Origin of the sequence: Neobacillus mesonae, from assembly GCF_001636315.1 — a bacterium.
Taxonomy (GTDB): Bacteria; Bacillota; Bacilli; order Bacillales; family Cytobacillaceae; genus Neobacillus; species Neobacillus mesonae.
Genome location: NZ_KV440949.1, coordinates 5,702,844 through 5,725,514, shown reverse-complemented (window position 1 = coordinate 5,725,514; position 22,671 = coordinate 5,702,844). Strand labels below are relative to the sequence as shown.

13 protein-coding genes and 2 pseudogenes are annotated in these 22,671 nt (G+C 35.1%); 12 read left to right on the top strand and 3 right to left on the bottom strand.

Going from position 1 to position 22,671, the window contains the following annotated elements; all coding sequences use genetic code 11:
* Positions 1-3: 3 nt before the first annotated feature.
* The 9 genes from A6749_RS27060 (at position 4) to A6749_RS27020 (ending at position 14,117) form a co-directional block, all read left to right on the top strand.
* Positions 4-1,467, top strand: coding sequence for a hypothetical protein (locus A6749_RS27060; protein WP_066400348.1), 1,464 nt, complete (start codon positions 4-6; stop codon positions 1,465-1,467).
* Between the two features lie 10 nt (positions 1,468-1,477).
* Positions 1,478-6,175 (top strand): FtsK/SpoIIIE domain-containing protein, encoded by a 4,698-nt coding sequence (locus A6749_RS27055; RefSeq protein ID WP_066400342.1) that lies wholly within the window; start codon positions 1,478-1,480, stop codon positions 6,173-6,175.
* Positions 6,176-6,256: 81 nt separating this feature from the next.
* A complete protein-coding gene (locus tag A6749_RS27050; RefSeq protein WP_066400339.1) occupies positions 6,257-6,946 on the top strand; it encodes a DNA/RNA nuclease SfsA in 690 nt (229 codons plus the stop codon).
* Between the two features lie 169 nt (positions 6,947-7,115).
* Complete coding sequence (locus A6749_RS27045) at positions 7,116-8,903, top strand: McrB family protein (protein ID WP_066400335.1); 1,788 nt, start codon at positions 7,116-7,118, stop codon at positions 8,901-8,903.
* 5 nt (positions 8,904-8,908) lie between these two features.
* Positions 8,909-10,243: a 5-methylcytosine restriction system specificity protein McrC gene (locus tag A6749_RS27040; protein ID WP_066400332.1), complete on the top strand. Its 1,335-nt coding sequence runs from the start codon at positions 8,909-8,911 to the stop codon at positions 10,241-10,243.
* 158 nt (positions 10,244-10,401) lie between these two features.
* Positions 10,402-10,803 (top strand): hypothetical protein, encoded by a 402-nt coding sequence (locus A6749_RS27035; RefSeq protein WP_066400329.1) that lies wholly within the window; start codon positions 10,402-10,404, stop codon positions 10,801-10,803.
* Positions 10,804-10,865: 62 nt separating this feature from the next.
* A complete protein-coding gene (locus A6749_RS27030) occupies positions 10,866-11,429 on the top strand; it encodes a hypothetical protein (protein WP_066400327.1) in 564 nt (187 codons plus the stop codon).
* Between the two features lie 481 nt (positions 11,430-11,910).
* Positions 11,911-12,681, top strand: coding sequence for an SDR family NAD(P)-dependent oxidoreductase (locus tag A6749_RS27025; RefSeq protein ID WP_066400323.1), 771 nt, complete (start codon positions 11,911-11,913; stop codon positions 12,679-12,681).
* Positions 12,682-12,710: 29 nt separating this feature from the next.
* The gene (locus tag A6749_RS27020) at positions 12,711-14,117 is read left to right on the top strand and encodes an amidase (RefSeq protein WP_066400320.1); all 1,407 of its coding nucleotides are present in this window, start codon (positions 12,711-12,713) and stop codon (positions 14,115-14,117) included.
* Between the two features lie 606 nt (positions 14,118-14,723).
* Here the strand turns inward: A6749_RS27020 and A6749_RS27015 are convergent.
* Positions 14,724-15,728: a DUF3231 family protein gene (locus A6749_RS27015; protein WP_180321145.1), complete on the bottom strand. Its 1,005-nt coding sequence runs from the start codon at positions 15,726-15,728 to the stop codon at positions 14,724-14,726.
* Between the two features lie 237 nt (positions 15,729-15,965).
* On the opposite strand from A6749_RS27015, the gene A6749_RS27010 reads away from it, so the two are divergent.
* On the top strand, positions 15,966-16,673 hold the full coding sequence (locus tag A6749_RS27010) for a M48 family metallopeptidase (protein ID WP_066400317.1): 708 nt from the start codon (positions 15,966-15,968) through the stop codon (positions 16,671-16,673).
* Positions 16,674-17,941: 1,268 nt separating this feature from the next.
* On the opposite strand, the gene A6749_RS27005 is transcribed toward A6749_RS27010, so the two are convergent.
* Entirely contained in the window at positions 17,942-18,793 is an 852-nt protein-coding gene (locus A6749_RS27005) for a hypothetical protein (RefSeq protein WP_066400314.1), read from the bottom strand.
* 666 nt (positions 18,794-19,459) lie between these two features.
* Between A6749_RS27005 and A6749_RS27955 the strand changes: the two are divergent.
* Both A6749_RS27955 and A6749_RS26995 read left to right on the top strand, forming a co-directional pair.
* Positions 19,460-19,579 (top strand): annotated as a pseudogene (locus A6749_RS27955) (cold-shock protein); the annotation flags it as partial.
* Between the two features lie 617 nt (positions 19,580-20,196).
* Positions 20,197-21,051, top strand: coding sequence for a malate synthase (locus A6749_RS26995; protein WP_066400305.1), 855 nt, complete (start codon positions 20,197-20,199; stop codon positions 21,049-21,051).
* Positions 21,052-21,315: 264 nt separating this feature from the next.
* Here the strand turns inward: A6749_RS26995 and A6749_RS26990 are convergent.
* Positions 21,316-22,330 (bottom strand): annotated as a pseudogene (locus A6749_RS26990) (S66 family peptidase).
* Between the last annotated feature and the right edge of the window lie 341 nt (positions 22,331-22,671).

Sequence of the window (22,671 nt, the reverse complement as noted above, 5' to 3'; positions counted from 1 at the left end):
CATTTGTCTAATAACAGACTGAAAAGATACAGTAAGGAAGTACTTGAGCATATCGGATATGAACCAATTTCTAACCAAATTAAACCAGTTCATATTGCGAATGGGCTTTTTCGACATGTGATAGGGGAAGAATACAATATTAAATCCTTAAATGAATGGTCCAAAAGATTTAGCCAAGGTAAAGAAGTTAATTCTGCAGATAAAATAAAAGATGAATATCTTGATATTTTAGATGAAGACGTAACTTTAGAAGAACTGAATGAGCTAAGGTATTTTATTGAATTGATTTTTAATGCCGATAATGCAGCTACTCCAAGCTTGAAGTTTTCTACTTTAACGATTGCCTCTAAGACACAGGTTACTAAAGCTGTTCAAAATGAGTTTGGTATTCCAAAATTTTTATACAAGATATTAAGTGCCAAAGTAAATGGAGAAGTTTCGCCTTGTTTAAGTATAATAAAGCAACATTTGAATAATGAAGATGATGAGATTAGTAGATTGGCGCAACCACTTGTAAGTATAGATAGTTCATTAAATAAAGAGGTCAGTTTCGAGGAAAACGATAATAAGTTAACGGGTATAGAGCTTAGGATAAGAAATGCATATGATACCATTGCATTAAACGATAATGGAAACGGAAACAAATTGATATTTTTGGAAAGAATAGTTTTATTTTCATGCTTTGCAGTTATTATTCATCTATCATCTAGAGTACTTGATATTTCAGGAAAATACAAAAAAGAAGATAGAATTCCCTTGCTCTTTGATGCTGACGGTACTCTCGAAACAATAAAGTTTGCAAGTCAGGAAACGCTATTATTCTCAAGACTAGGTCTAGAGGAATATTTTGAAAAAACGTTAGAGCTTATTCTTAAGGAAGAGCAATATCATAAGTTAACGTTAGAGGAGATATTGGAAAAAATTGAAGAAACCCCATTAGCTGATAGTAGTAAAAAGAAAAACCTTACATCAGAAGATGAAAAAAGGGACGATTATAAGAAGCTATTTTTGGGTTTCTATGAACAGAGTGAGGATGCGTTTGATTCATTTATTAAAGCTACTAGGTTTTTAATTTTTTCTAATGTTTACTCAACTGACCCTTCTGTATTTATTTCAGCGCTTGGAGGTAAAATTGGTTTACTAGCGCCTAGAGCAGGAGGGAGAGGAAGAAAAAGATTTTCTCCTGACCCAATTATACTTGAAATCATAATTTTAAGTATATTAAAGAAGGGTGAAAAGCTTCAGCTTTCTGAGTTTGGAAAAAGGCTTTGGGAGCAATACGGAATTATTATTGGTGCTAATCCAGAAGAAGACTTAAAGCAACTGGACCGCTGGAATCTTAGCCAAAATACTCCTGGAGATTTAGCAGGCGGTCTGACAATAAATGCTGAGAAAATAGCTGATATATATATATCCATGGGATACGGTAGAAGGTATGCGGATGGTGTAACAATGCTAAGTATTTAGGAGGAGTATAATGTCAATACACAAAATAATAGCTGAGTTACTTGCTGGTTCAGTTGTAAACAAAATAGAAAATGATGCACATGGAATTATATTAATGGATTTACCGGGATATAGCTATAGTTCCTTTATAGACATGGTGCTTTCGAGGGTAAATGAAAAGGATATCTTAAAGCCGTATATCTTTTTCGTTGGTTTTACTCCAGATGAGCAGGAGGAGCTTAAAAATAGCTTTAACAAAGATTTAGATTTAAAAATTTACTATACAGTGGAAGAGGCAGAAAAATTTAGACATGACAAAGATGTACTCTCTACAAGGATAGTAATAGTAAAAAGATTTGTTCCTAAACTCTCCTCATTATTATGGTTTGAAAAAATAGAGGTTAAAGAGCTATATAATTCATTGTGTGACTTAGCTCAAGAAGAATTTAAGTTAATTAATAATAATATCGTAAGACTTTGGAAGGCTTTTAAACATAATAGTATAAGAAGTATTACTTCTTTAGAAAGATTAGTGGATTATTATCAATATTTAATACAGTTAAGTGAAGATATACCGAAACAGTCGGTTTATCAATTTTATAGGCTAGGCTTACTAATTGATGAATCCTTATTTGAAAGCACAAACTACGAAAGTATTAGAAGCAAGCTAATAGAAAATTATCAAACAGTTCAACGACTTAGACAATTGGATAAAGGCGATCAAAGGGCCTTACAATCAAGTGAGATTACAGGTGGGACCAAAATAAGGGCCAATATCCTGTCCTTTTATAAAACACGCTCTAATGACAGTTTAAAAGATCTAACGCTAAAGGAAGTCTTAAACATATTAACAAAAGTAAATAAACAGAAAAAAAATAAAAAGAAAGATGTTACGAGTGAGGAAGAAAAAGAAACTAAAGAGAATAAACCAAAAAACAACACCCCTGCAAGTCCTGATTCAGTTGGAGTAGACTTATTAATTGACCATGAAGAAGAACAAATTAAAGAAATATTAGAGCAGGTAGAGGAACAATTTAAGGGATGGGAAAAAGGTAAGAAGGAAACTATTACAGTTGAGACCGAAGACGGCAGCAAGTCAAAAGTTGAATTTATTCCAGAGGTTTTTAACCTTATTGAGGCTTTTATCGGTAATAGTTCTTATGGGGGTATTATTAGAACTGAGGAAAAAACCCCTACTGATGTACTAAATTCAATAAATAAAAATGAAATTTATCAATTTGATGATGATTATATAGAAAAAATTAGAGAAAAGCTATTATTACTAATTGAAGAGTTTAGAGAAGAAGGTACTGAAGTTTTAAATTTATTTAATTTATTTATACAGAAAAGAAAGCTTATTTGCAACCATTCCTATAGGTTATCAGATTCACCTATATTAAAAATTGTAGAGTCCGATGAAATCTATAATGATTTAATTGATTATATAGATACTTATTCACAGTTCATGAAGGTTCTAAGAAGTAATTTTAACAAATTTTCATCCTATAGTGCACCTGGTACAAAAGAGCTAGTTGCTACGGTTAATACACTTGATATGGTTTATGTTTTGGGGAGAGAAAAATTTCATTCAATTATATCTCCTTTAAACCCTTTATATTTGTGGAAATATGTTGAACTAACTAGAAGGCTAAAGGAAACCTCATCTAATCTAAATGAAACAGATAAGGAATTTCTAATAAGAGCATCTGATGATATTCCAAATCCGCTAATTACTGTATTTATTAGTAGCATGATTTCTAATACAAAAGACGAAGTAATTGCAGAGGTTGGTAAAATTGGTAGACTACCAATTTACTCTAGCGAACAGCAAGTAAATCAGGTTTCTGATGGACTAGATGCAGTTAGAAAATCAATTGATAAGTTTATTAGTCTTTACCCGCATAGTAAAAATGGCTTAAGATTAGGGTTTATTAACCCCCCTGATTGCAAAAGTATCCTTGAGTTAGTAAGAGACAAAATAAATAGCAAAGTTCTAAGGGGGATTCACATCGATTTATTTAAAACAAAAGAAACCTCTCAGCAATGGTCTAATCTTGAAGATGTTGATGAAGGCTTATTAGACCTTTTTGGTGAAAGTAATTCGTTTACACTAAAAATACATTCAAAAACATATGACTTTGATCAACTGGTAAGCAAGTTTAAGCCAAAACAATTTCATTCGGTAATACTTTTTGATCCGAGTAAAAGAACAGTAAGTGAAGTGAAAACCGAAAGTAGATTAAATCTAAGAATTCACCCATTATGTGTACCAAAGGTGTTTCACTATGATCCTATGACAGATCGTCTGGAAATAATACCATCCTCGGACGGGAATATTTTTTCTGATCATCATGAGTTAATTGCCAGGCTAAACGATAGACCGAGAGGGTGGCACAATACTGTAGTAGCAAATACAGAGAGTATAAAGGGTACACTCGAAAAAATAATTAATTCCTCTGAATGGCTAGTGATTGCAGACCCGAATCTGAAAAATTTTGAAATAAGCACCATTGGATCGGAGAACTGTATTTACTATCAATCAGGTTCTTATCGTGAAGTAGGTGTTTATTCAAAAAATTGGTCAAAGCTTACAAGTGGAATAGACAGGATAGTCAGAGAAATCGGGAATTATGATCCCAAACCAAACTGCTTGGAAATGGTATTAAAAGAAATACAATCATTGAATGAGAAAGGTATTTTAAATATTGCTTCATTATCTACAAACCAAACATTTAATCAAAATCATAGCAAGGGAGCCATTGGAACTGCTATATCTTCCTTTTGGTATAAACAATCTAATAAAGATAGTATCTTAGCAAGCCTTGATACCGATTTGGCAAGACGCTGGTTGAGTGAGAGAGAAGAAAATACAATATCAGATTTAATAGGTATCAAGAAAATCAATGATTTTCAAGCAGAAATTGAAATAATTGAGGTAAAAACTTACCGAGCTTATTCAATTGAAAACACGGCATTAGAAGATGGAACTGAGATAAATGAAATTAAAGGTGAAGCGATAGAACAATTAAACTCAGTTTACAAGATAATTTATGAAATATTTTTTGAACCTGATAAGATAACAAGTGTTTCAAGAAGAGAATTATTAAGGTATCAAGTATTTAAGGTACTTCATAGCTTAGGCTTGGATAAGTCAAAAAAGAAGATATGGACAAACTTTATTAATGATCTTTTTGCAGGAAATATTGAAGTAAATATAAAGTTAAGTTTGTATCATATATGTTTTAATGTACAGGGCAATACAGATCGATATGGTACTAAATGTGTTGCTGAAAATGAAATAGTATTATATGAGATAAAAGATGATATCATCGAAAAAATATTAACAAATTGTAATAATAGTGATAGGCAAGTTGAATCAAATATTAAAGAAAATTATCAAGCTAAGAAAAAAAGTGTAACTAAAGATGCTATTGAGAAAAAAACCTCGGATAGTGATTTTGAAGAGATTCAAAACAAAGAGGTAATGAGTTCTAACGATAGTACAGAGCAGACTGCTGAGCAGGGTAAATCAAAAAATATGGATTTAATAGAGCAGAACAAACTAATTAAGTACGATGTAATAGAAAAAGATACAGAAGATTCAGAGGAAACAGACCGCAAAAAGGAAATAGATGATGAATTAGAAAAATTTATTGAAACCACTGCTGTATCTATAAAAAGAGCAATGAAAGATTTTTCGATTGATGTCCAAGAAGTTGACCCATCAAAAGCTTTAATTGCATCTAGATTTGTTCGCTTCAGAGTAAGACTGCGCCCTGGAGAGACACTTCAAAAGATTCTAAGGGTCCGATCTGATATAGCAAGAGAAATAGAAGCAACTAATGAAATATTAATTGACAATGAGCGTGGGACAAACTTCATATATGTAGATGTGCCAAGAGAAAAAACAGATACAGTTAACTTACTGAGTTTTCTAAATCAACTTCCAGCATCTGATATTGGGAACTTAAATGTGATATTAGGTCAGGAGCCAAGCGGAGAAATTGAAATTTTAAACATAGCAAAAGCACCACATCTTCTTACTGCCGGATCAACAGGTTCAGGAAAAACAATATTTCTATACAGTATTATAGTAAGTCTTATATCCCAATATACTGAAGATGAATTAGAACTTGTAATAATTGATCCTAAACAAACTGATTTTATATTTTTTGAAGAACTTCCACACTTAAGAAATAATGAAGTGATCATTGAAGCGGAAGATGCAGTTGATATTCTTAACGACTTAGTAGAAAATGAATTACCTAGAAGAACGAATTTACTTAGACAGTCTAGAAATAGAGATATTTTTACTTATAACGAAAATAATCCTGATAATCTTCTTAAGCCTATATTGGTAATAATTGATGAATATGCTGATTTAGTATCAGTGGCTGATCTAGAGGGAAATAAAGAGGACTTTGAAAGAAATATGATAAGATTGGCACAAAGGTCTAGAAATGTGGGAATACATCTAGTTATAGCAACACAGCGTCCAAGTGCTGATATTGTAACCTCACGTTTAAAAGCAAATGTGCCTACGAGAATATCATTTAGTTTACCAGCCAATCAGGATTCAAGAACTATACTGGATGCTTCAGGAGCTGAGGATTTACTTGGAAAAGGGGATATGCTTTATTCCATCAATGGTGACTTACGAAGGATACAAGGGTTATTTATTAGCGAAGAGCAACTTCAAAAATTTTTAGATAACAAGTATAAGAACTAATGCAAAAGCCTTTTAGGTGGAACACCTAAAGGGCTTTTATACAGGTTAAAACTAAAAGTAATGCAGCGAGGATTGATTTTCATGATATCTAATAAAAGTACAATTATTAATGGTGAGTTTTTAAGAGAAAGCAAGAATAGATTCTTATGTGAAGTCTTAATTGATGGAAAAGTAGAGGAATGTTATGTCCCAAGTTCTTCTCGATTAGAAAATTATCTTAAATTAAAAGGGAAAAAGGTATTATTAAAATTGAACAGCTCTGAAAAATGTAGAACTAAATATTCATTATATGCTGTGAAATACTATAATAAGTATGTTTTACTTAATCTAAATATGGTTAATGATATTGTCTCATCATATTTAGAGATGAAATTAGAGGATAATTATACTGATTTAAAAAAAGAGTATAAAATCAACAATTATAAAGCAGACTTAATTAATTTTAATGAACAGAAGAATATAAAAACCATTATAGAGATTAAAGGCCTTATATCCACTAGAAGAGCCGGTCTATTTCCTATTGTTAAGTCAGAGAGAGCAGTTAGGCAACTTGAACAGTTGGAAATAATGCTCCAGTCAGGTTATTCAATTGAGTATTACATAGTCAGCCTAAGTCCAATAACAAGAGAAATAAGCTTAAATAAAGAGGATGAGGAATTCTTTAAGAAGATAAAAAGTTGCATTCAAAAGGGAATGATTCTAAGGGGGCTATCAGTGGGAAATATAGATGGTGAGTTTAAAATCATTCGGGAAATAAAAGTAATATATTAACTTGACCTAAGTAACACTTTGTAGGTTAATAGATTTTTAAATAAGAGAGAGGGACTGCGTTAGATTTCATTGAACAATTTAATGAGCAGATCTTATCATGAGGTGGATATTGTTAAGTGGAACTGGGTATTATTCACTTATGATATTAAGGGCGAATGGGGGAATAAACATGGCTATTTTCTATCATACAAAACCTGAGGATACAGAGGGAATTTATAACATAATCAAAAAGTGGAAGACCGATTGCTTATTAAAGGGAGGCTCTTTGTTATGGCCTAAAGATCAAGTTTGGTCGAAGGAAAATTTACTTGCGTTTAAAGCATGCTTTATTGATGATCGAGATGAATCTAATAATAGTTTTGAGGAAAAGTTAGAAAGACAGTTATCTGGTCAACATAAAAGAGTCTATCAATTAGCAACTGAGCTTGTGTTAATTTATTTGCTTTATCCATCAAATATCACGTTACATAAAAAGAAAAATATACTAAATAAAATAGCAGGTTGGAAAGACAATCCGATTGAATACACTACAGAAATAAATCGTGCTCTTCAGAATGGCATTGGAGGAACAGGAATTGCATATAATACACGTCGTCCGTTTGAAATCAAATTAATTGGACTATTTGCATTGGAACTTCTTTCGAAGGATTTAGAAAAGCGAAAGTCGGAACTATATAACCATAAAGCCATTCAAGAAATACTAGAAAATTTACAAAGTGAAGGACAAATGCAGGGACGTCATATTCTGCTCCATCTCCTTTTTCCAGAGAGATATGAGCGAATTGCGAGTAAAGGTCACAAGCGACATATCTATCAAATATTTCAAGATATGATTGGGGATAGTGACGAAGAAGATTTGGATGAATTAATATATCAAATCCGTCAAAAGCTTGAAAAGATATTATCAGTTAAGAAACTGGATTTTTATCGTTCTCCTTTACGGGAAGTGTGGTACAGTGACAACGATGTAGATGACCTCACCCCAGAACAAGGACTTGAAATAAAGAAACAAATCGTATTTTATGGTCCTCCTGGTACAGGTAAAACCTATGGAGCGGTTTCATTGGCAGAACGCTTTATAAGAAAGCATCTTTTAACTGAGTGGGGGCCGAAGCGATTTTTTACCGAAACAGAAAAAGTAGAACGTGTTATTGAGGAAAGAATTCGGCGTGTTCAGTTTCATCCTGGATACGGGTATGAAGATTTTATTAGAGGACTGCAGATTGTAGAGGGTGGACAAACAGCATACAAGAATGGTGTACTCTTACAAATCATTGAGATGATGGAAAAAGATCCTGACAATAAAAATATCCCTTATGTTTTAATCCTTGATGAAATGAATCGAGCTGATATAAGTAAAGTTTTTGGCGAATGTTTTTCATTGTTAGAAAATCGGGATCAGAAAATTCAGCTTGCAGGTGCATCAGATGAACCAACTTATCTCTCCATACCATCCAACATCTATTTTATTGGGACGATGAATTTGATTGACCAATCATTAGAGCAAGTTGATTTCGCTTTACGTCGGAGATTTCTGTGGTACTTTGAGGGCTATTCTACAAATGATTTCTTAAAATTAGTTAAGTATAATTGGAACAAAGCTTCAGAAGGAAAGAAACGATGGAAGCCGTGGGAACGAGTAGAGGACGAGTTTATAGATCTTGCAAGTCGTTGTGAGAAATTAAATCAAGCGATATCCAATCACTATTATCTTGGAGAAAATTATCAAATTGGACATACTTATTTTGCTGATATTGTCCCATTTGTGGAAAGAACATTATTAGGTGAAAAGCAAGTACAAACAGTTCTTTTTTATAAAAATAGCAAAGCGAGAGAACCTATGAGAGCATTATGGAATTTCTCCATTTATCCACTCATTGAGCAATATCTATCAGGAATAGATTTGCAACAACGAAAAAAATTTATCCAAGAACTCGAACAGCTTTTTCTAGGGTGAAACTTATGTATATAAAAGCAAAAGACTTATCAGTAATACCGAACTTAGATAAAGAGCAGGAAGAATGGCTGCGTGAAGTTGCTAAAGTAATTGTTGGTTCAAACATAATGTTCTCTTTTTTAGAACGGCACGCCGAGGATGAACCAGTACTAAGCTTTGATGAAAAGCGGTCGTTGTGGAGAACGGGTAGATACATTGGTGAGATTCTATATAAAGGAAAAACATTAACAATTGAACCTCGTTTTGGAATGGTAACGATTCGTCACTGGCTTAGTCGAATATTTGGAGTTAAACTCTTTGATTCTACTGGAAAATATCAAGAAGGCCGACTTTGGATATGGGAACTAATAGCAAAACTGTGGTCCAATAAGCTAATGATAGCCTCTAAACATGGATTACCTTACACTAGAAGAAATCAAATTTACCTGGGGCAGTCTATTAGAGGTCGCTTGCTAGTTCCGCAAACAGCCATGGAATCGAAACGAGGTAGTAAACAGTTAATCAGTATGACAAGAGAAAAGCAGTTGGATGAAACAATCTGTAATATATTATTACTGGCCTATGATCGAATTAATCAAGCATTACATGTTGATGTAACAAAAACATGGTGGACAACAGGAAGAACAAGAGAACTTATCATGCAGATAAAAAATCAGTTTTCTTATAATGAACGATCTGTTTACGCTTTGTTAAGAAAACCAATTAGATATACACCAATAAATGAAAGCTATCGAAGTCTTGTCAACCTTTCGCTACCAATTATCAATCAACAAGCTTTGCAATCGACCGTGGTTGGTGAAGAGAAAGTAATTGGTACTTTAATTGATATGGCTGAATTGTGGGAGCTTTATTTATATCATCTGTTAGACGATGGGCTGACAGATTTAGACGTTAAACATATTGGAAGAAGTGATGAAGAAAATGACTATCTTCTAAAAAGCAGATCGGGACAGTTTCATGGAAGATTAAAGCCAGATATCTTACTGAATAAGCAGAAAAATACGATTGGTATCGTCGATGCTAAATATAAAAATACTGAAAGTCGTCCAGACAGGCCAAAAGGTATCGTGAGAGAGGATTTATACCAAATGACGGCATACCTGTCCGCATATCATCTACCAAATGAACGGACTGATGCATTTTTAGTTTATCCTATTTTGAAAGGTAACCAAACTGCTCTATCAGAAATGGAAAATGAAAGCCCTTGGAAATATCAAAATATTAAAAACAAAAACTTGCATTTTTTACGCTTAGAGGTTGATCCTGATATAGTTAGAGATGATTCGTTCAATACACTCGAACAATCATTTTTGAGCAAGGTGAGGAGGGGGTTGGGATGAGTTCAGGACTTGGTGATAGGAAAAGATGTTTCTTATTTGATGAATCTAGCCTGTAAACTATTGTTTAAATGTGTTAGGTAAAATGAATTCAATATTTTGTTAATAATAATTATAATACTATTACTATTAATAGTTTTTTATGTATTGGGGATAGAGAAATGTATGAACCAGAAGCTTGGTTAAAAAAAATGGAGAATGGAACTATTGGTGAATCTAGGACTAAGGAATTTCTAATTGATCGTTTTTGGATTCTAGAGCGATCAGTTGATATAGAAGGAGCAGATTTTATTATTCAAAGGCGCTTGACACAAAAAAATATGCTTGATTTCGAACCAACCAGATTAGGATTTGTCCAATCTAAATTTCGTGAAATAACAAGAAATGGTCGATTAAATGAGGTTAAAGTTAAAATAGATTATTTAGAAGATAACAATGGTAATCCAAGGAATGAATTTTTTCTTAATATACATACAGGGAAGGAAAATAACAAAAAAGCTTATCTTTTTTTTGCAGAGGATATAGTAAACACTTTGAAATCAAGGAGGGCTACTATAAATTAATTGGTAACGAGAAAGCTATTAAAAGTTTTTTAATAACTGATATAACTCAAGATTTAATTAGAATGCAAGAAAGTTTAGAAAATGCAGAAATTTTTAATAACAGGGAATTTGTCGTTGATTATGTCAGCGGAACAAAAGATGAAGAAACTGAAGAGGATAAATATGACCTAGACCTTTATGTCCCAACACAAACTGTAAAAGATATAGTAAATAACTATAAAGTAAAAATAAGCAATATCTTACAAGATGATTTTTTAAAAACTATTTTAAACGAGTTTACTTCCATTCTTAATGAAAAAGACACTCTAGAGGTTGCTTACTCAATTGAAAACTTTACCGTACATCATGGTGATCAGGAACTTTCATCTGAGATTTTTCAAGAGGGTATTAGAAAACTAGTTGAACTAGGAGAAGAGGCCGTTCATGAACATTTATACAATCACATAAAGTTATATTTAGAAAAATATGAAGAACTAAAAGGTAAAGGATGCCTAGACAGGTATAAGAATATAAGATATAAAGTATATAGTAAAATAAAGGAATCAATCGAAAAAGGTAAATTTTCGGTTAATCCCGAATCAGAGGAAGCCATGTATGTAACTGAACTTACGATTTTTACTAAATAAGGTAGAATAAGTAAAGTAATAACTGAAAAGTTAGGTAGTAAGAAGATTGATATTACAAAAATAGATACATTAGAAAAAGAAAATGGAATTAATTTTAAAATTTTTTGGACTTTTAGTGAAAGTTTAGAAGAGGAATATAGACTTGAGTATGCTTTTTCTAGAATAAAAAATGAACTCTCATCTCAATGGCCAACAATTGTTAATAAGTTGCTTAGCTAAAAATATAGGAGGAATTCAAAACACTTCTTATAAAATTTATACATCCATATCATTTTACACAAATTTTACACATTACCCTTACAAAATCTTATAAACTCAATACCTATGAAGCTATTTCGATCCCGACCACCGGTATCAACCTAACCTCCTAGCTTCAGACCCGGACGGAAATGCTTATACCGGTCAAACGCTCGGACCCAATTTGGGCGATGTCATGCTGTAAAACTAGCAATCTATAAATTTCTGAGCAAATGGAGGAACTATGAATTATAAAAATAGGTTTAATTTAAACAATAAAACTTCCATAGTGACTGGTGCCGGATCAGGTATTGGAAAAGAAATAGCCATTGCTTTGGCTCAATTTGGCTCCGATGTGGTCGTGGTCGATATTCATGCTGAAAAGGCAGCTCAAACTACGCAAGAATTACAGTCATATCAGGTGAAATCAATAGCCGTTCCAGCGGATGTCTCTCGAGTAGATGAAGTCATAAGGTTAGTGAATCTTACAATGGAGCATTTTGGTAAAATTGATATTCTCATAAATAATGCCGGTATCATGCAAAAATCAAATTTTGAAGACATGTCATTAAAGGAATGGAAACATATCCTTGAGGTGAATTTAGACAGCGTCTTTCTGATGTCTAAATATGCAGGAAGGGAAATGATGAAAAGAAGAAGCGGTTCCATCGTAAATACCGCCTCCATTTCAAGCTTTATTGCCAATAAAGAGCCTCAATGTGCATACAATGTTTCTAAAGCAGGTATCCATATGTTAACCCAATGCCTTGCCTCAGAATGGGCCCAATACAACATTCGAGTGAATTCGATTGCACCTGGTTATACAAGAACAACGATGACCAAAGGACTTTTGGAAAATAAGGAAAATGTAAAGGAAGTAGAAAGTCTAATACCCCTTGGCAGGTTGGCAGATCCATCAGAAATTGCCAGCCTCGCAGTCTTGTTGGCTTCGGATGCGTCCTCCTATACAACCGGTTCTGTTTTACATGCAGATGGCGGCTATTTAGTGTGGTAGTCAACGTAAATAGGAAGGGGGAGCTTTTCATGTCTGTTCAATTTAATGATTCTTTATTAGAGACGGATATTTCCTCTTTATCTGTTGCATACAGGAATAAGCAGGTTTCACCAACCGAGATTACCAAAAAAATGTTGGAGAGGATTGCCTCCAAAGACAAAGAATTCAACACCTATATCACACTTACAGAAGAGGATGCTATAATTCAAGCAGAGCAAGCTGAAGAGGAAATAGCTTGTGGAATTATCAGAGGCCCGCTGCATGGGGTGCCAATTGCTTTAAAGGATCTTATTTTTACTAAGAATACGAAAACAACAATGGGCTCGGAAATTTTTAAAAATTATGTTCCCAGCTATCATGCAACCGTTGTTGAAAAACTGAGAAAAGCAGGAGCGGTCATTTTAGGAAAGCTTAATACACATCAATTTGCTTATGGCACCACTGGTGACCGTTCCTTTTTCGGACCAGTAAAAAATGCCCATGATCCAGCGAAAATTTCCGGAGGCTCGAGCAGCGGATCCGGATCGGCTGTTGCTGCCTCTTTATGTTATGCAGCACTCGGAACGGATACAGGCGGCTCTATCCGGATTCCATCCTCGTTTAATGGGATTGTTGGAATGAAGCCCACCTTTGGAAGAGTAAGCAAATATGGAGTTTTTCCTCTTTGTTGGACGATGGATACGGTTGGCCCGATGACTAAAACCGTTCAGGATAATGCTATTTTATTAAATGTATTATCCGGATACGATGATAACGATCCCTATTCTGTAAAAATGGATAATGCGGACTTTACTACATTTCTTAATAAAGATATAAATGGAATGACAATTGCTGTACCAAAATCATCATTTTTCCTTGCTGTGGAAGAAGAAATTAATCAATGCTTACGAGTAGCATTGGATACTTTTCAAAAACTGGGCGTTCAAGTGAAATCTATCGAAATACCTGACATGGATAAAATCATTGAAGCATTTAGAACGATTTTAAAATGTGAAGCCTATACGGTCCATAGTGAACGATTACAAGAATATCCTGATCAATGGGATGAGGAAGTAAAAGTACGTCTACTTACCGGTGCAGCAATAAACGCAACAGAATATATTACTGCCCAACAAGTGAAGCAGAAAGCCATGATGGAATTTCGAAAAGTTTTTTCACAGACCGATGTGCTCATAGTTCCAACTGTCCCAATTTTACCTGTAAATATTGACGAAAGAGAAATCATTATAGGGGACTCAATTGTCCATATTAGTGCGGTTTTAAACAAATTTACCGGTCCATTTAATTTATTGGGATTGCCAAGTTTATCCATGCCTTGCGGAACTTCTACAACCGGTCTTCCAATTGGTTTACAATTGGTGGGGAATTGGTTTGATGAAGCAACTATTTACAAATACGCATCCGCATTGGAGGTAAATACAACATCCTTTAATTAAAGCGGAACTTTTGTAGCCATTTATTTGCCGTTAAAATGTGTCATGTACTAACCAGAAATCTGGAAGATACAGGGCACTTTTTTGTTTGCTCTTTTTGCAATACCCAACAAAGGTGCTATTTCTGTGCATGGCACCACGAATTTTCTTGTTTCAAAGTATGGTTCCACAAAATCTCCAAAAGAATGAACTACCTAAATCGTATAAATTTGGAGTTGCTTCAAGGTTATAGGGGCAACATCTAAAGAGAAAGAAGTACTATCACAATGGGTTATTGGAGTACATTCATCAAACATGTATTGTAGGTTTTATTCTAAAAAGCGATGACTTGGAGACCTTTTTACAGGGGGACTGCCCCTTTTTCCAAGAAAAAATACCTAAAGGCATTGTAATACGAACCGAGCAGGTTAGATAAAGACTGTTTTTGTCAATTTCATAATATAGAGAACTAGAAATTCAAGGGAAATGAGCAAAATGCCTTTTACATATTTTTGATTTAATAGTTGTCCAAAACCAGGTAAGGCAATTGACCATACTTAAACTATCTTGCAGGTTTGTTAAACAAGGGTTTTTCTTAAAAATAAAAATGTCCCTCCTGTAGGAAGAACATTATTTTTCTTTTGCGATTTCGGTTCTATTAGGAGCAAGCGGCTGTTGTTCTATCCACTTATTTTGTACCATCAAATCAAACCAATTTTTTGTAACCATAAGATTTTGTAGAATTGTACTCTCATACGTAGCAACAAGGTCTGTTCGCATGGCTGCTGCTAACCCTGCCCCATGATAGTTTTGTGCAGCTTGAAACAAGAATCCCATATGATATAGCATTAGCTTATCCGAAAAAGGGGACTCCTTTGAAGTTGTCACTTCTGTTTCCCAAGATTTCGGAACTGGTAAGTTATCGGCCTGCAATATTTTTGCAAATGCTTTTATTTGCCCATCAGCTGTTTTTTCGGAATCAGTTAAAAACTTTCTAACTTCTTTTGATTGAGTAACTTGACTGAATGCGATAGAAAGACATTTAGCCATAATGCTTTTTTTAAGGTTGAAAGAAATACCAATGATTTCTGTCGCTGCTAATGTTCTTCCTTTTCCAAAAATCCCATCCTTGAAATCTTTGCTCGAAACAAATTCAAGGTTTTTAGCTGGATAAAATAATGGGTCCCTTTGAAAAACTCCCTTTTCAAGTAATAACTCAATTGTCTGATGATACATCTTTTTCGCATCGTTGTCGCATGAATCGTAAAAATCCCTTAAATCCTTTCTAACGGAAACACTTAATGCTGAGGTGTGTCCTAGCAAACCATGCAAGGTCATGATATGCAAATAATTTAGGCAAAATATATCCGTGAACAATCTCGCCTTCCCATTAAAAAGGTCAGATTCATTAAACCCAATGGGAACCGGAAACCCATCATTCTCCATAAAAGTGACGATTTGCTGCTTTTGTTTTTCGAACATTTTAAGTGCTTCTTCAAAAAGGGCTTTAATGGCCTCATCCTCAATAATAGAAACCATATATCTATTTACTACATCTGTCATTGTACCGTTCACATACTCGCCCCAAAGTGTTCCTATTTCGGAAGATGTGAGCTTTAATTCATTTTTATCCACAATTATCACCTCATTTATATTATTTACTAAAACAACAAAAGAATGTGTTTGCTAAAATTGATTTTGGCGTATCGTACTTATTTCCGTGCCTGGCACCCCCGAATAATGTGACAATATTTGGGCGACTTAAGATTAATTCTTAATTAGGAAAAGAAAGCCATATGAATTATAATGATTGTGTAAATAAATTTGCCAGGAATTTCTTAAAAGAGTTGGCGATCAAACACAGGGGATAATATGATATATACCTATTTAGGTGAGACCATTCGTTTTGAAATCAAGTACAAAAATCGTAAATCCATCGGAATAACGATGGATAGCTATGGAAATATTGAAGTTCATGCTCCCAAAGGGACACCTGATGACCGGGTGCAGCAATTATTAGAGGACAAATGGGACCTGATTCAGCAAAAATTAAAGGAAATGAATGATAGGCTTCAAGGACCGCAGAAAAAGGTTTATGAGGAAGGCGAGAGTATTCTCTATTTGGGGACCACCTATTCCTTGCAAGTCATTCAGGATATCAATATACCGCAAGAACAAGTAGTGTTGGAAAAGGGTAAGCTCTGTATCTATGTAAAGCAGGCTGATAGTGAAAAAATTAAACAAGCTTTAAAACGATTTTATTACCAGCAGTGCAAGACTTTAGTTGAAAAAAGTATTGCTTCCCATCAAAGCCACTTCAAAACAAAACCCCGTTCCATTCGGATTTCGGATAGCAAAACGACTTGGGGAACCTGCGATTCAAAAATGCAGTTAACATTTAATTGGAGACTGGCTATGGCACCACGGGACGTCATTGACTACGTTGTCATTCATGAAATGTGCCATATGGTTCATCTGAATCACGACCGATCCTTCTGGCGCCTTGTAGGCAAATTAATGCCGGATTATAAGGAAAAAGAAAATTGGTTGACATTATCAAGCTGGAAAATGACTGTTTAAGCTTAAAAATTCGACCAACCGATTTCCGGAAATAACTAGAAAAGTCCAAAGGGACAGCGCCGCACGACCAGAAGCCCTTTTATAAGACATTTTTAAGAAACTGCTAAAAGGGTGTTGGCGAAAGGAATAAGCTTTGAATTGATCAACAGTTACTGGGCTTAGTGTAGGAGAAGTAAGAGAGCTTAAATACGCGGTAGAAGTTAGTAAAGAACAATTTTCAGTTGTACCTATTATTGCATTGATAGAGGCTTTGGTAATTGAAATTGGTAAACGCTCATCAGAGGAATCGATAAAAAATTGAAAGACTTGAAAAAACTCTTAATGAAAAGAATGTATTGTTTTCTTACTAAAACCTAAGCCCAATACATAAAGGTTTGTTAAGGAATTATCAAATGGCATAATATTATGAAATTAACTCGGCTTTTCATCCAAAATGGTCTTCATCACCCTTATGAAGGACATTTCACTTCGGCTTTTCGTTCAAAATGGTCTTCATACACCTTATGAAGGACATATCTCTTTGGCTTTTCATCCAAAATGGTCTTCATCACCTTTATGAAGGACATTTCTCTTCGGCATTTCATCCAAAATGGTCTTCATACACCTTATGAAGGACATTTCTCTTTGGCTTTTCATCCAAAATGGTCTTCATACACCTTATGAAGGACATTTCTCTTTGGCTTTTTATCCAAAATGGTCTTCATCACCCTTATGAAGGACATTTCTCTTCGGCATTTCATCCAAAATGGTCTTCATCACCCTTATGAAGGACAATTCTCTTAGGCTTTTCATCCAAAATGGTCTTCATACACCTTATGAAGGACATTTCTCTTTGGCTTTTCATCCAAAATGGTCTTCATCACCCTTATGAAGGACATTTCACTTCGGCTTTTCATCCAAAATGGTCTTCATCAACCTTATGAAGGACATCCAAAGATCATAATTTAATTCAATGATAAAAGGTCATCTCCGAAATATTGGCGACTTAACTGTTTTTTTCGTTGCGTTTGCTGGATTTGCAAACAAATCGCGTCTCCATGAAAACTCATTAGTTGAAATTTTTGCTTTGGAGTTTATTTTATGCTGAAATGATGGAAACTGTATAAATGTAATGGGGGAGTGACCCCTTTTCCATCAATTCAAAATTTATATCAGATAGGGCAAGGAACCTTTTCCCCTTGTCCCGCATTGGATAAAATACTCCCAATGCTCATTTTACTATCTTAATTTCCCGAATAGAAGCCCTCAATTAACGCTCTTGGACTAGCTTATAGAACATAATCAAGTGCAGAATAGAGCAGGCTAATATAGTCACTTTCGTCCTTACCAACACCAGTTCCTACACAGTGTTTCTGCTCGTAATGATCAAAAAACTTATTCTTCAAGATCCCATAATAGTAAGCTATCGGATTATTAACAGTCCCAGTTAACTTCATCTTCCGAATCAGCTGCTTAAAAGAATCGATTGCCACATCCAGCATGAATTCTGTTGCGTTTGTAAAATCAAAACTGTGAGCAGCGATTTTGGTCATATGCCAATACTCCTCGATGGTCTTTGCATCGGAAACACAATACTTAACCAAGTCAACAAACTGTTTAGGAACACGGCTGCTGACATAAGTGTGATCTAATTTGATTTCAGATGCTGACGGTTCTTCTTTACGTTTATTATTCTTTTGATCTTTTTCAGTTTTTAAAAGATTAGTAGTTTCTTTTGGCTGGTTCATTATTTCCTCCTTAGGTGGTTCATTTGAAGGAAAACGATTAAATATGTATAAGTTGCTGGTTTGGGATCCGTTTTTTCGTTCGGTTTCATAGACGGTGAAAATCCCTAAGTCTTTGGCTTTGCTTACCATTCTTTTAAAGGTAGAGCGGGAAATCCCATTGCCATTATATTCTTTTTGAATCGCCGCAACCATTGTTCCAATTTTGGCATTGCAAACACCAGGGATTTTCGCCGCGAAACGTACTAGACGCTTTAATCCAATTAATTCCCCTTTTGAAAAATCATCCTTGTACTCCAACATCCACTGCTCCATATGCCGATTAAATTCATTTAGGCTCTCAAACTGTGAATACATCTCGAATTGTTCAATGGATCCTGATTTTAAATTTTGCATCTTGAGCCACCCTTTCGTAGCACAGTGAAGGTACTCCTGCTTCGTATGTTTATCAGAGCAAAAGTTTCTCATAATGCTCCCAAGTACTTTTAAGATATCGCTTATGGGTGGGGTTCGCGAATGACCAAAAATCTATTTTGGAGCCAATTTTGATATGAAAATGCATTTTTTTAGCTCCAAAATGATTTTTTGGAGCTGATTTTTGCCATTTCGTGCGTTTTTGGTATTAATTTTGCTTGGGAACCGTCTATCACTCTGACAGGACATTTTTCCAACAATGTCCAGTCTTTTTGTAATTCCTACATTATAAAAAGCAAAAGAGCCCCCAAAGGTCTCCTCAATCTTTTTCTTTGTTGACGGAAGACCCGCACCCGGTTCACCAAAGAAGAACAGGATTTGGAAGCCTAATTCTTTCGGATCAACTCCCAGGGTTCATTTATGGCAGGATATAGTTTATAGGGAGGCGCCAATGTCGTCATTAGCGATTTGAATCCCGAAGCGGGGAATGCTGCAGATGAAGAGCTTGAGGAATTTGGGTCAAATTCCATTTATCCAATGCAATGTCGGTGGAAACGCAAGATGTTCAAGCGATGGTACAAGAAATATTGGAACAGTATGAAAAAATCGATATATTGTTTAATAATGACGGTATTACGATCGATGGGTGTACATTTCTCAGCAATCCAAGGCGAAGGTTTCAAATCTTTAGACGAAGGTCAAAGTGTAACTTTTGAAATTGAACAAGGACAATGTGATCCACAAGCTACTAACGTTCAAAAAGCTTAATAATTGCTACTGACAGTCCCTTAATGCAGGGTCTGTTTTTTTATATGTATCTCTTTTACAGGATCCGACACACTCCAACTCAAGACTAGGTGCCGAACGAGAGACAAAGCAGGAGATGGCGGTCTCAATAAAGCTCAAAAGCTCTATTCAATAATTGAATAGAGCTTTTGCAACAACAAATATAAAATAAAAACGGTACAAGTACAAATGGTAGACTAAGTATAACACAGGAAAGTAGCAATCCCTAATTTTCTTATTATTATTTTATCCTTCTGCCATTCAAATTTAAATCCAAAATATATGTAATTATCAACTTCATATATAGAGTAGCAGCCAGGAAATATAGGAACTGCCTTGTACAATTTTTGAAACAAAAATTTTATTTTACATCATAATAAAACATTTTGTCAATAAAAATTTGCTCCTTTTTTGGAAAAATGTTATAATAATCTTACAATTATTTTCCAAGCGTATTTCAATTCTGCTGTATTTTTTTGCAGATGGAATTATGGATACGTTTTTTTATATCCTTTTTTAAACGGAAGAAAGACTAATAAAATATTCAAGCTGCTATCTTTTAGTAACTGAGTTTTTATTCTACAAGGAGGACTAGAAAAATGAATTTAATCAATGAGAAGGTAACACACAATCGTTTTGGCACGGGTAGTATAGTTAAACATAATGATTCTATTATTGAAATACATTTCGCATCGGAAAATAAAAAGTTTGTTTTCCCCGATGTATTTGAAAAACACCTAAAATTACATGATCAGAGTGCTGCTGATTCAATGGAAAAGGTTATACAAAAAATAGAAATGGAACGAAAGGAGGAAGAATGGAGGAAGGAAGAGGAAAAAAAACTACAACATAAAAAACAGCAGCTTCGTTCAGAACATGAAAAACTTATGAAAAATCATAAACTTCATCCTCAATCACAAATGGCTTTTTGGTGTGACCCTGAAGAACAGGATATTTCTTGTTCAGGGTGGAAGGTTTTTTCCGGCGTCATAAAAAGTGGTAATAACAAAGGGAAGCCAAACAAACCCATCCGCCTTCACCAAAATAGCGCTTGTCTTTTAACAGCAATAGATTCAGGAAAGCCAGAAAAAGACAGACGTATCTTAGGTGTTTATATGGTGAATGAAAATTTTATCGGAAAGCTTTGTGAAGATGGGTATATTCCCGCTCATTCTGAATACAGACTCCAACTGACAGAGCAGGAATCGGCTAAAATGCTTTTCTGGAAATATTACACAAATGAAAGAACGCCCCACAAAATGACGTGGAATTCCGGTAAATACCGTTATTTTGATAATGTATGGCTGGCTCAAATTTTGCTTGATATTGTTTCTTTGAGAAGTGACCCAAGAGAACGCGAGCTAGCACAACGATTTTTTGAATATTTTTGTAAGATGAATCAGATCTGTGATCAAGAAATACCAAAACCTAATGGTGTATTAATGAGTATTTAGAAAACAGGGGAACGGTTCTTGTGTTTAGATTAGTAAACATAAGAACCGTTCCCGTGTGAATTTAGGGACAGTCCTACTGTGAGTTGAAGCATTGACGTACCAACGGACTGACTCACTGTCCTCTAATGTCATGAGGACGAAAACGAAGAAAGAACCAGAAAAACGTTCTCATGGGGCATCCATGGGGACGAAAAAACTCTAAAACTATGAAATTTTATCCTCATAAAGGACGAAAATCGGATTCGTTATCATTCAAGTTATTCATTAGGGCTGGAAATACTGCAAAGCTGACCCTTTCCCTTCTGAAGCCTCGACCTCCGCATAAGCCCCATTAATAAAGGTAATTTGCGGTGGAACATGGCCGCAATCGATATCGTATATAATCGGAATGCCGAGTTCATCGGCAAGCTTGTGATAGACATCCTCAACCGTGTAATTGTCAACCGGTGTATTCGCTGAGCTCCTGCCAAACATCAAACCGGAACAACGGTCAAACCAGCCTGCCAGCTTCATTTGCACCAATGACCGCCTTAGATCAGTCGTATTCATTTCACAGTTTTCCAGATACCAGATGATGGGGCCACCGTCCAAAAAGGTGTTTCTAAAGCTTTGAACATCCCCAAACGGCGTACCAATGAGATGTCTGATAATATCAATACAGCTGCCAAGCAAGCGTCCCTGGATTTTCACATTACGGTTGGAGACTGTTTTCCATCGCGTCGTTCAGTTAAATGATAGACACAAGGGGAGGGATTGTCGTGCTGCCATTCCTTCTGATAATAATCAGAAGACTTTTGCAGCACCGATTCCCCAGGCTTACATGATAGAACCTTCTGCCACATCGATGTCGTTTCATCTGAACATTCTCCTCTTAAATCCACAAGATTCGTTCCATGCGCGGTGGCGATGCCTGTTCTCAAGGTAATCGCCAGCAGCAAGGCGCTGAGATCTGAGTAGCCAAGCACCCATTTGTTTTTCATATTTTTAAAATCAATAGGTTCAAGAATTTCAATCAATAGCTCGCCGCCCCAGGGGGGATGATGATGTCCACCTCATGGTTCGCCATCATTTCATTAAATTCAGCTGCTCGTTTAACAGCGGGAGCGGATTTCGCCTTTTCCTGCGTCCAAACTGTATCGCCGCAGACGACTCGGAATCCATTTTGTTCCAAACGCGTGCTTGCAAGCTTCACGATGTCTTGCAACTCAACGGGTACTCCCGATGAAGGTGCTGTGACACCAATTGTTGCTCCATTCTTTAAATGAGGATAGGTAATCATGGGAATCCTCCTTAGCGGTTTTAGATGATTTTACCAAAATTATTGAAAACGAACCATCCCTTTTCATGAATTAGTATCGGCTCCACCTTCGCCAAATACCGTGGCAGCCACGCGTGCTGCCCCCGCTATCTTTACTTTAGCCCAAATTTGTTACTAAACCATGAAGCGAATGTTAATCATGTATGAATATAATAAAATAAATGGTAATAAAATTTTTGCTGCCCCCATATCTTTTCATCCCTCTTGAAACATTTAAAGGGTAGAGAGAGTGCAAAAGGAGTGAAAACCATGTCACACAAACTAAATGTATTTGAATTTTCAATTGATAGATCGTTCAAGAC

What these genes read in the sequence shown, in the direction of transcription:
- A6749_RS27035 (WP_066400329.1), top strand. Translation starts at nt 10,402, where the DNA reads ATGTATGAACCAGAAGCTTGGTTAAAAAAAATGGAGAATGGAACTATT.
- A6749_RS27005 (WP_066400314.1), bottom strand. Translation starts at nt 18,793, where the DNA reads ATGCAAAATTTAAAATCAGGATCCATTGAACAATTCGAGATGTATTCA.
- A6749_RS27055 (WP_066400342.1), top strand. Translation starts at nt 1,478, where the DNA reads ATGTCAATACACAAAATAATAGCTGAGTTACTTGCTGGTTCAGTTGTA.
- A6749_RS27025 (WP_066400323.1), top strand. Translation starts at nt 11,911, where the DNA reads ATGAATTATAAAAATAGGTTTAATTTAAACAATAAAACTTCCATAGTG.
- A6749_RS27020 (WP_066400320.1), top strand. Translation starts at nt 12,711, where the DNA reads ATGTCTGTTCAATTTAATGATTCTTTATTAGAGACGGATATTTCCTCT.
- A6749_RS27010 (WP_066400317.1), top strand. Translation starts at nt 15,966, where the DNA reads ATGATATATACCTATTTAGGTGAGACCATTCGTTTTGAAATCAAGTAC.
- A6749_RS27040 (WP_066400332.1), top strand. Translation starts at nt 8,909, where the DNA reads ATGTATATAAAAGCAAAAGACTTATCAGTAATACCGAACTTAGATAAA.
- A6749_RS26995 (WP_066400305.1), top strand. Translation starts at nt 20,197, where the DNA reads ATGAATTTAATCAATGAGAAGGTAACACACAATCGTTTTGGCACGGGT.
- A6749_RS27045 (WP_066400335.1), top strand. Translation starts at nt 7,116, where the DNA reads ATGGCTATTTTCTATCATACAAAACCTGAGGATACAGAGGGAATTTAT.
- A6749_RS27050 (WP_066400339.1), top strand. Translation starts at nt 6,257, where the DNA reads ATGATATCTAATAAAAGTACAATTATTAATGGTGAGTTTTTAAGAGAA.
- A6749_RS27030 (WP_066400327.1), top strand. Translation starts at nt 10,866, where the DNA reads ATGCAAGAAAGTTTAGAAAATGCAGAAATTTTTAATAACAGGGAATTT.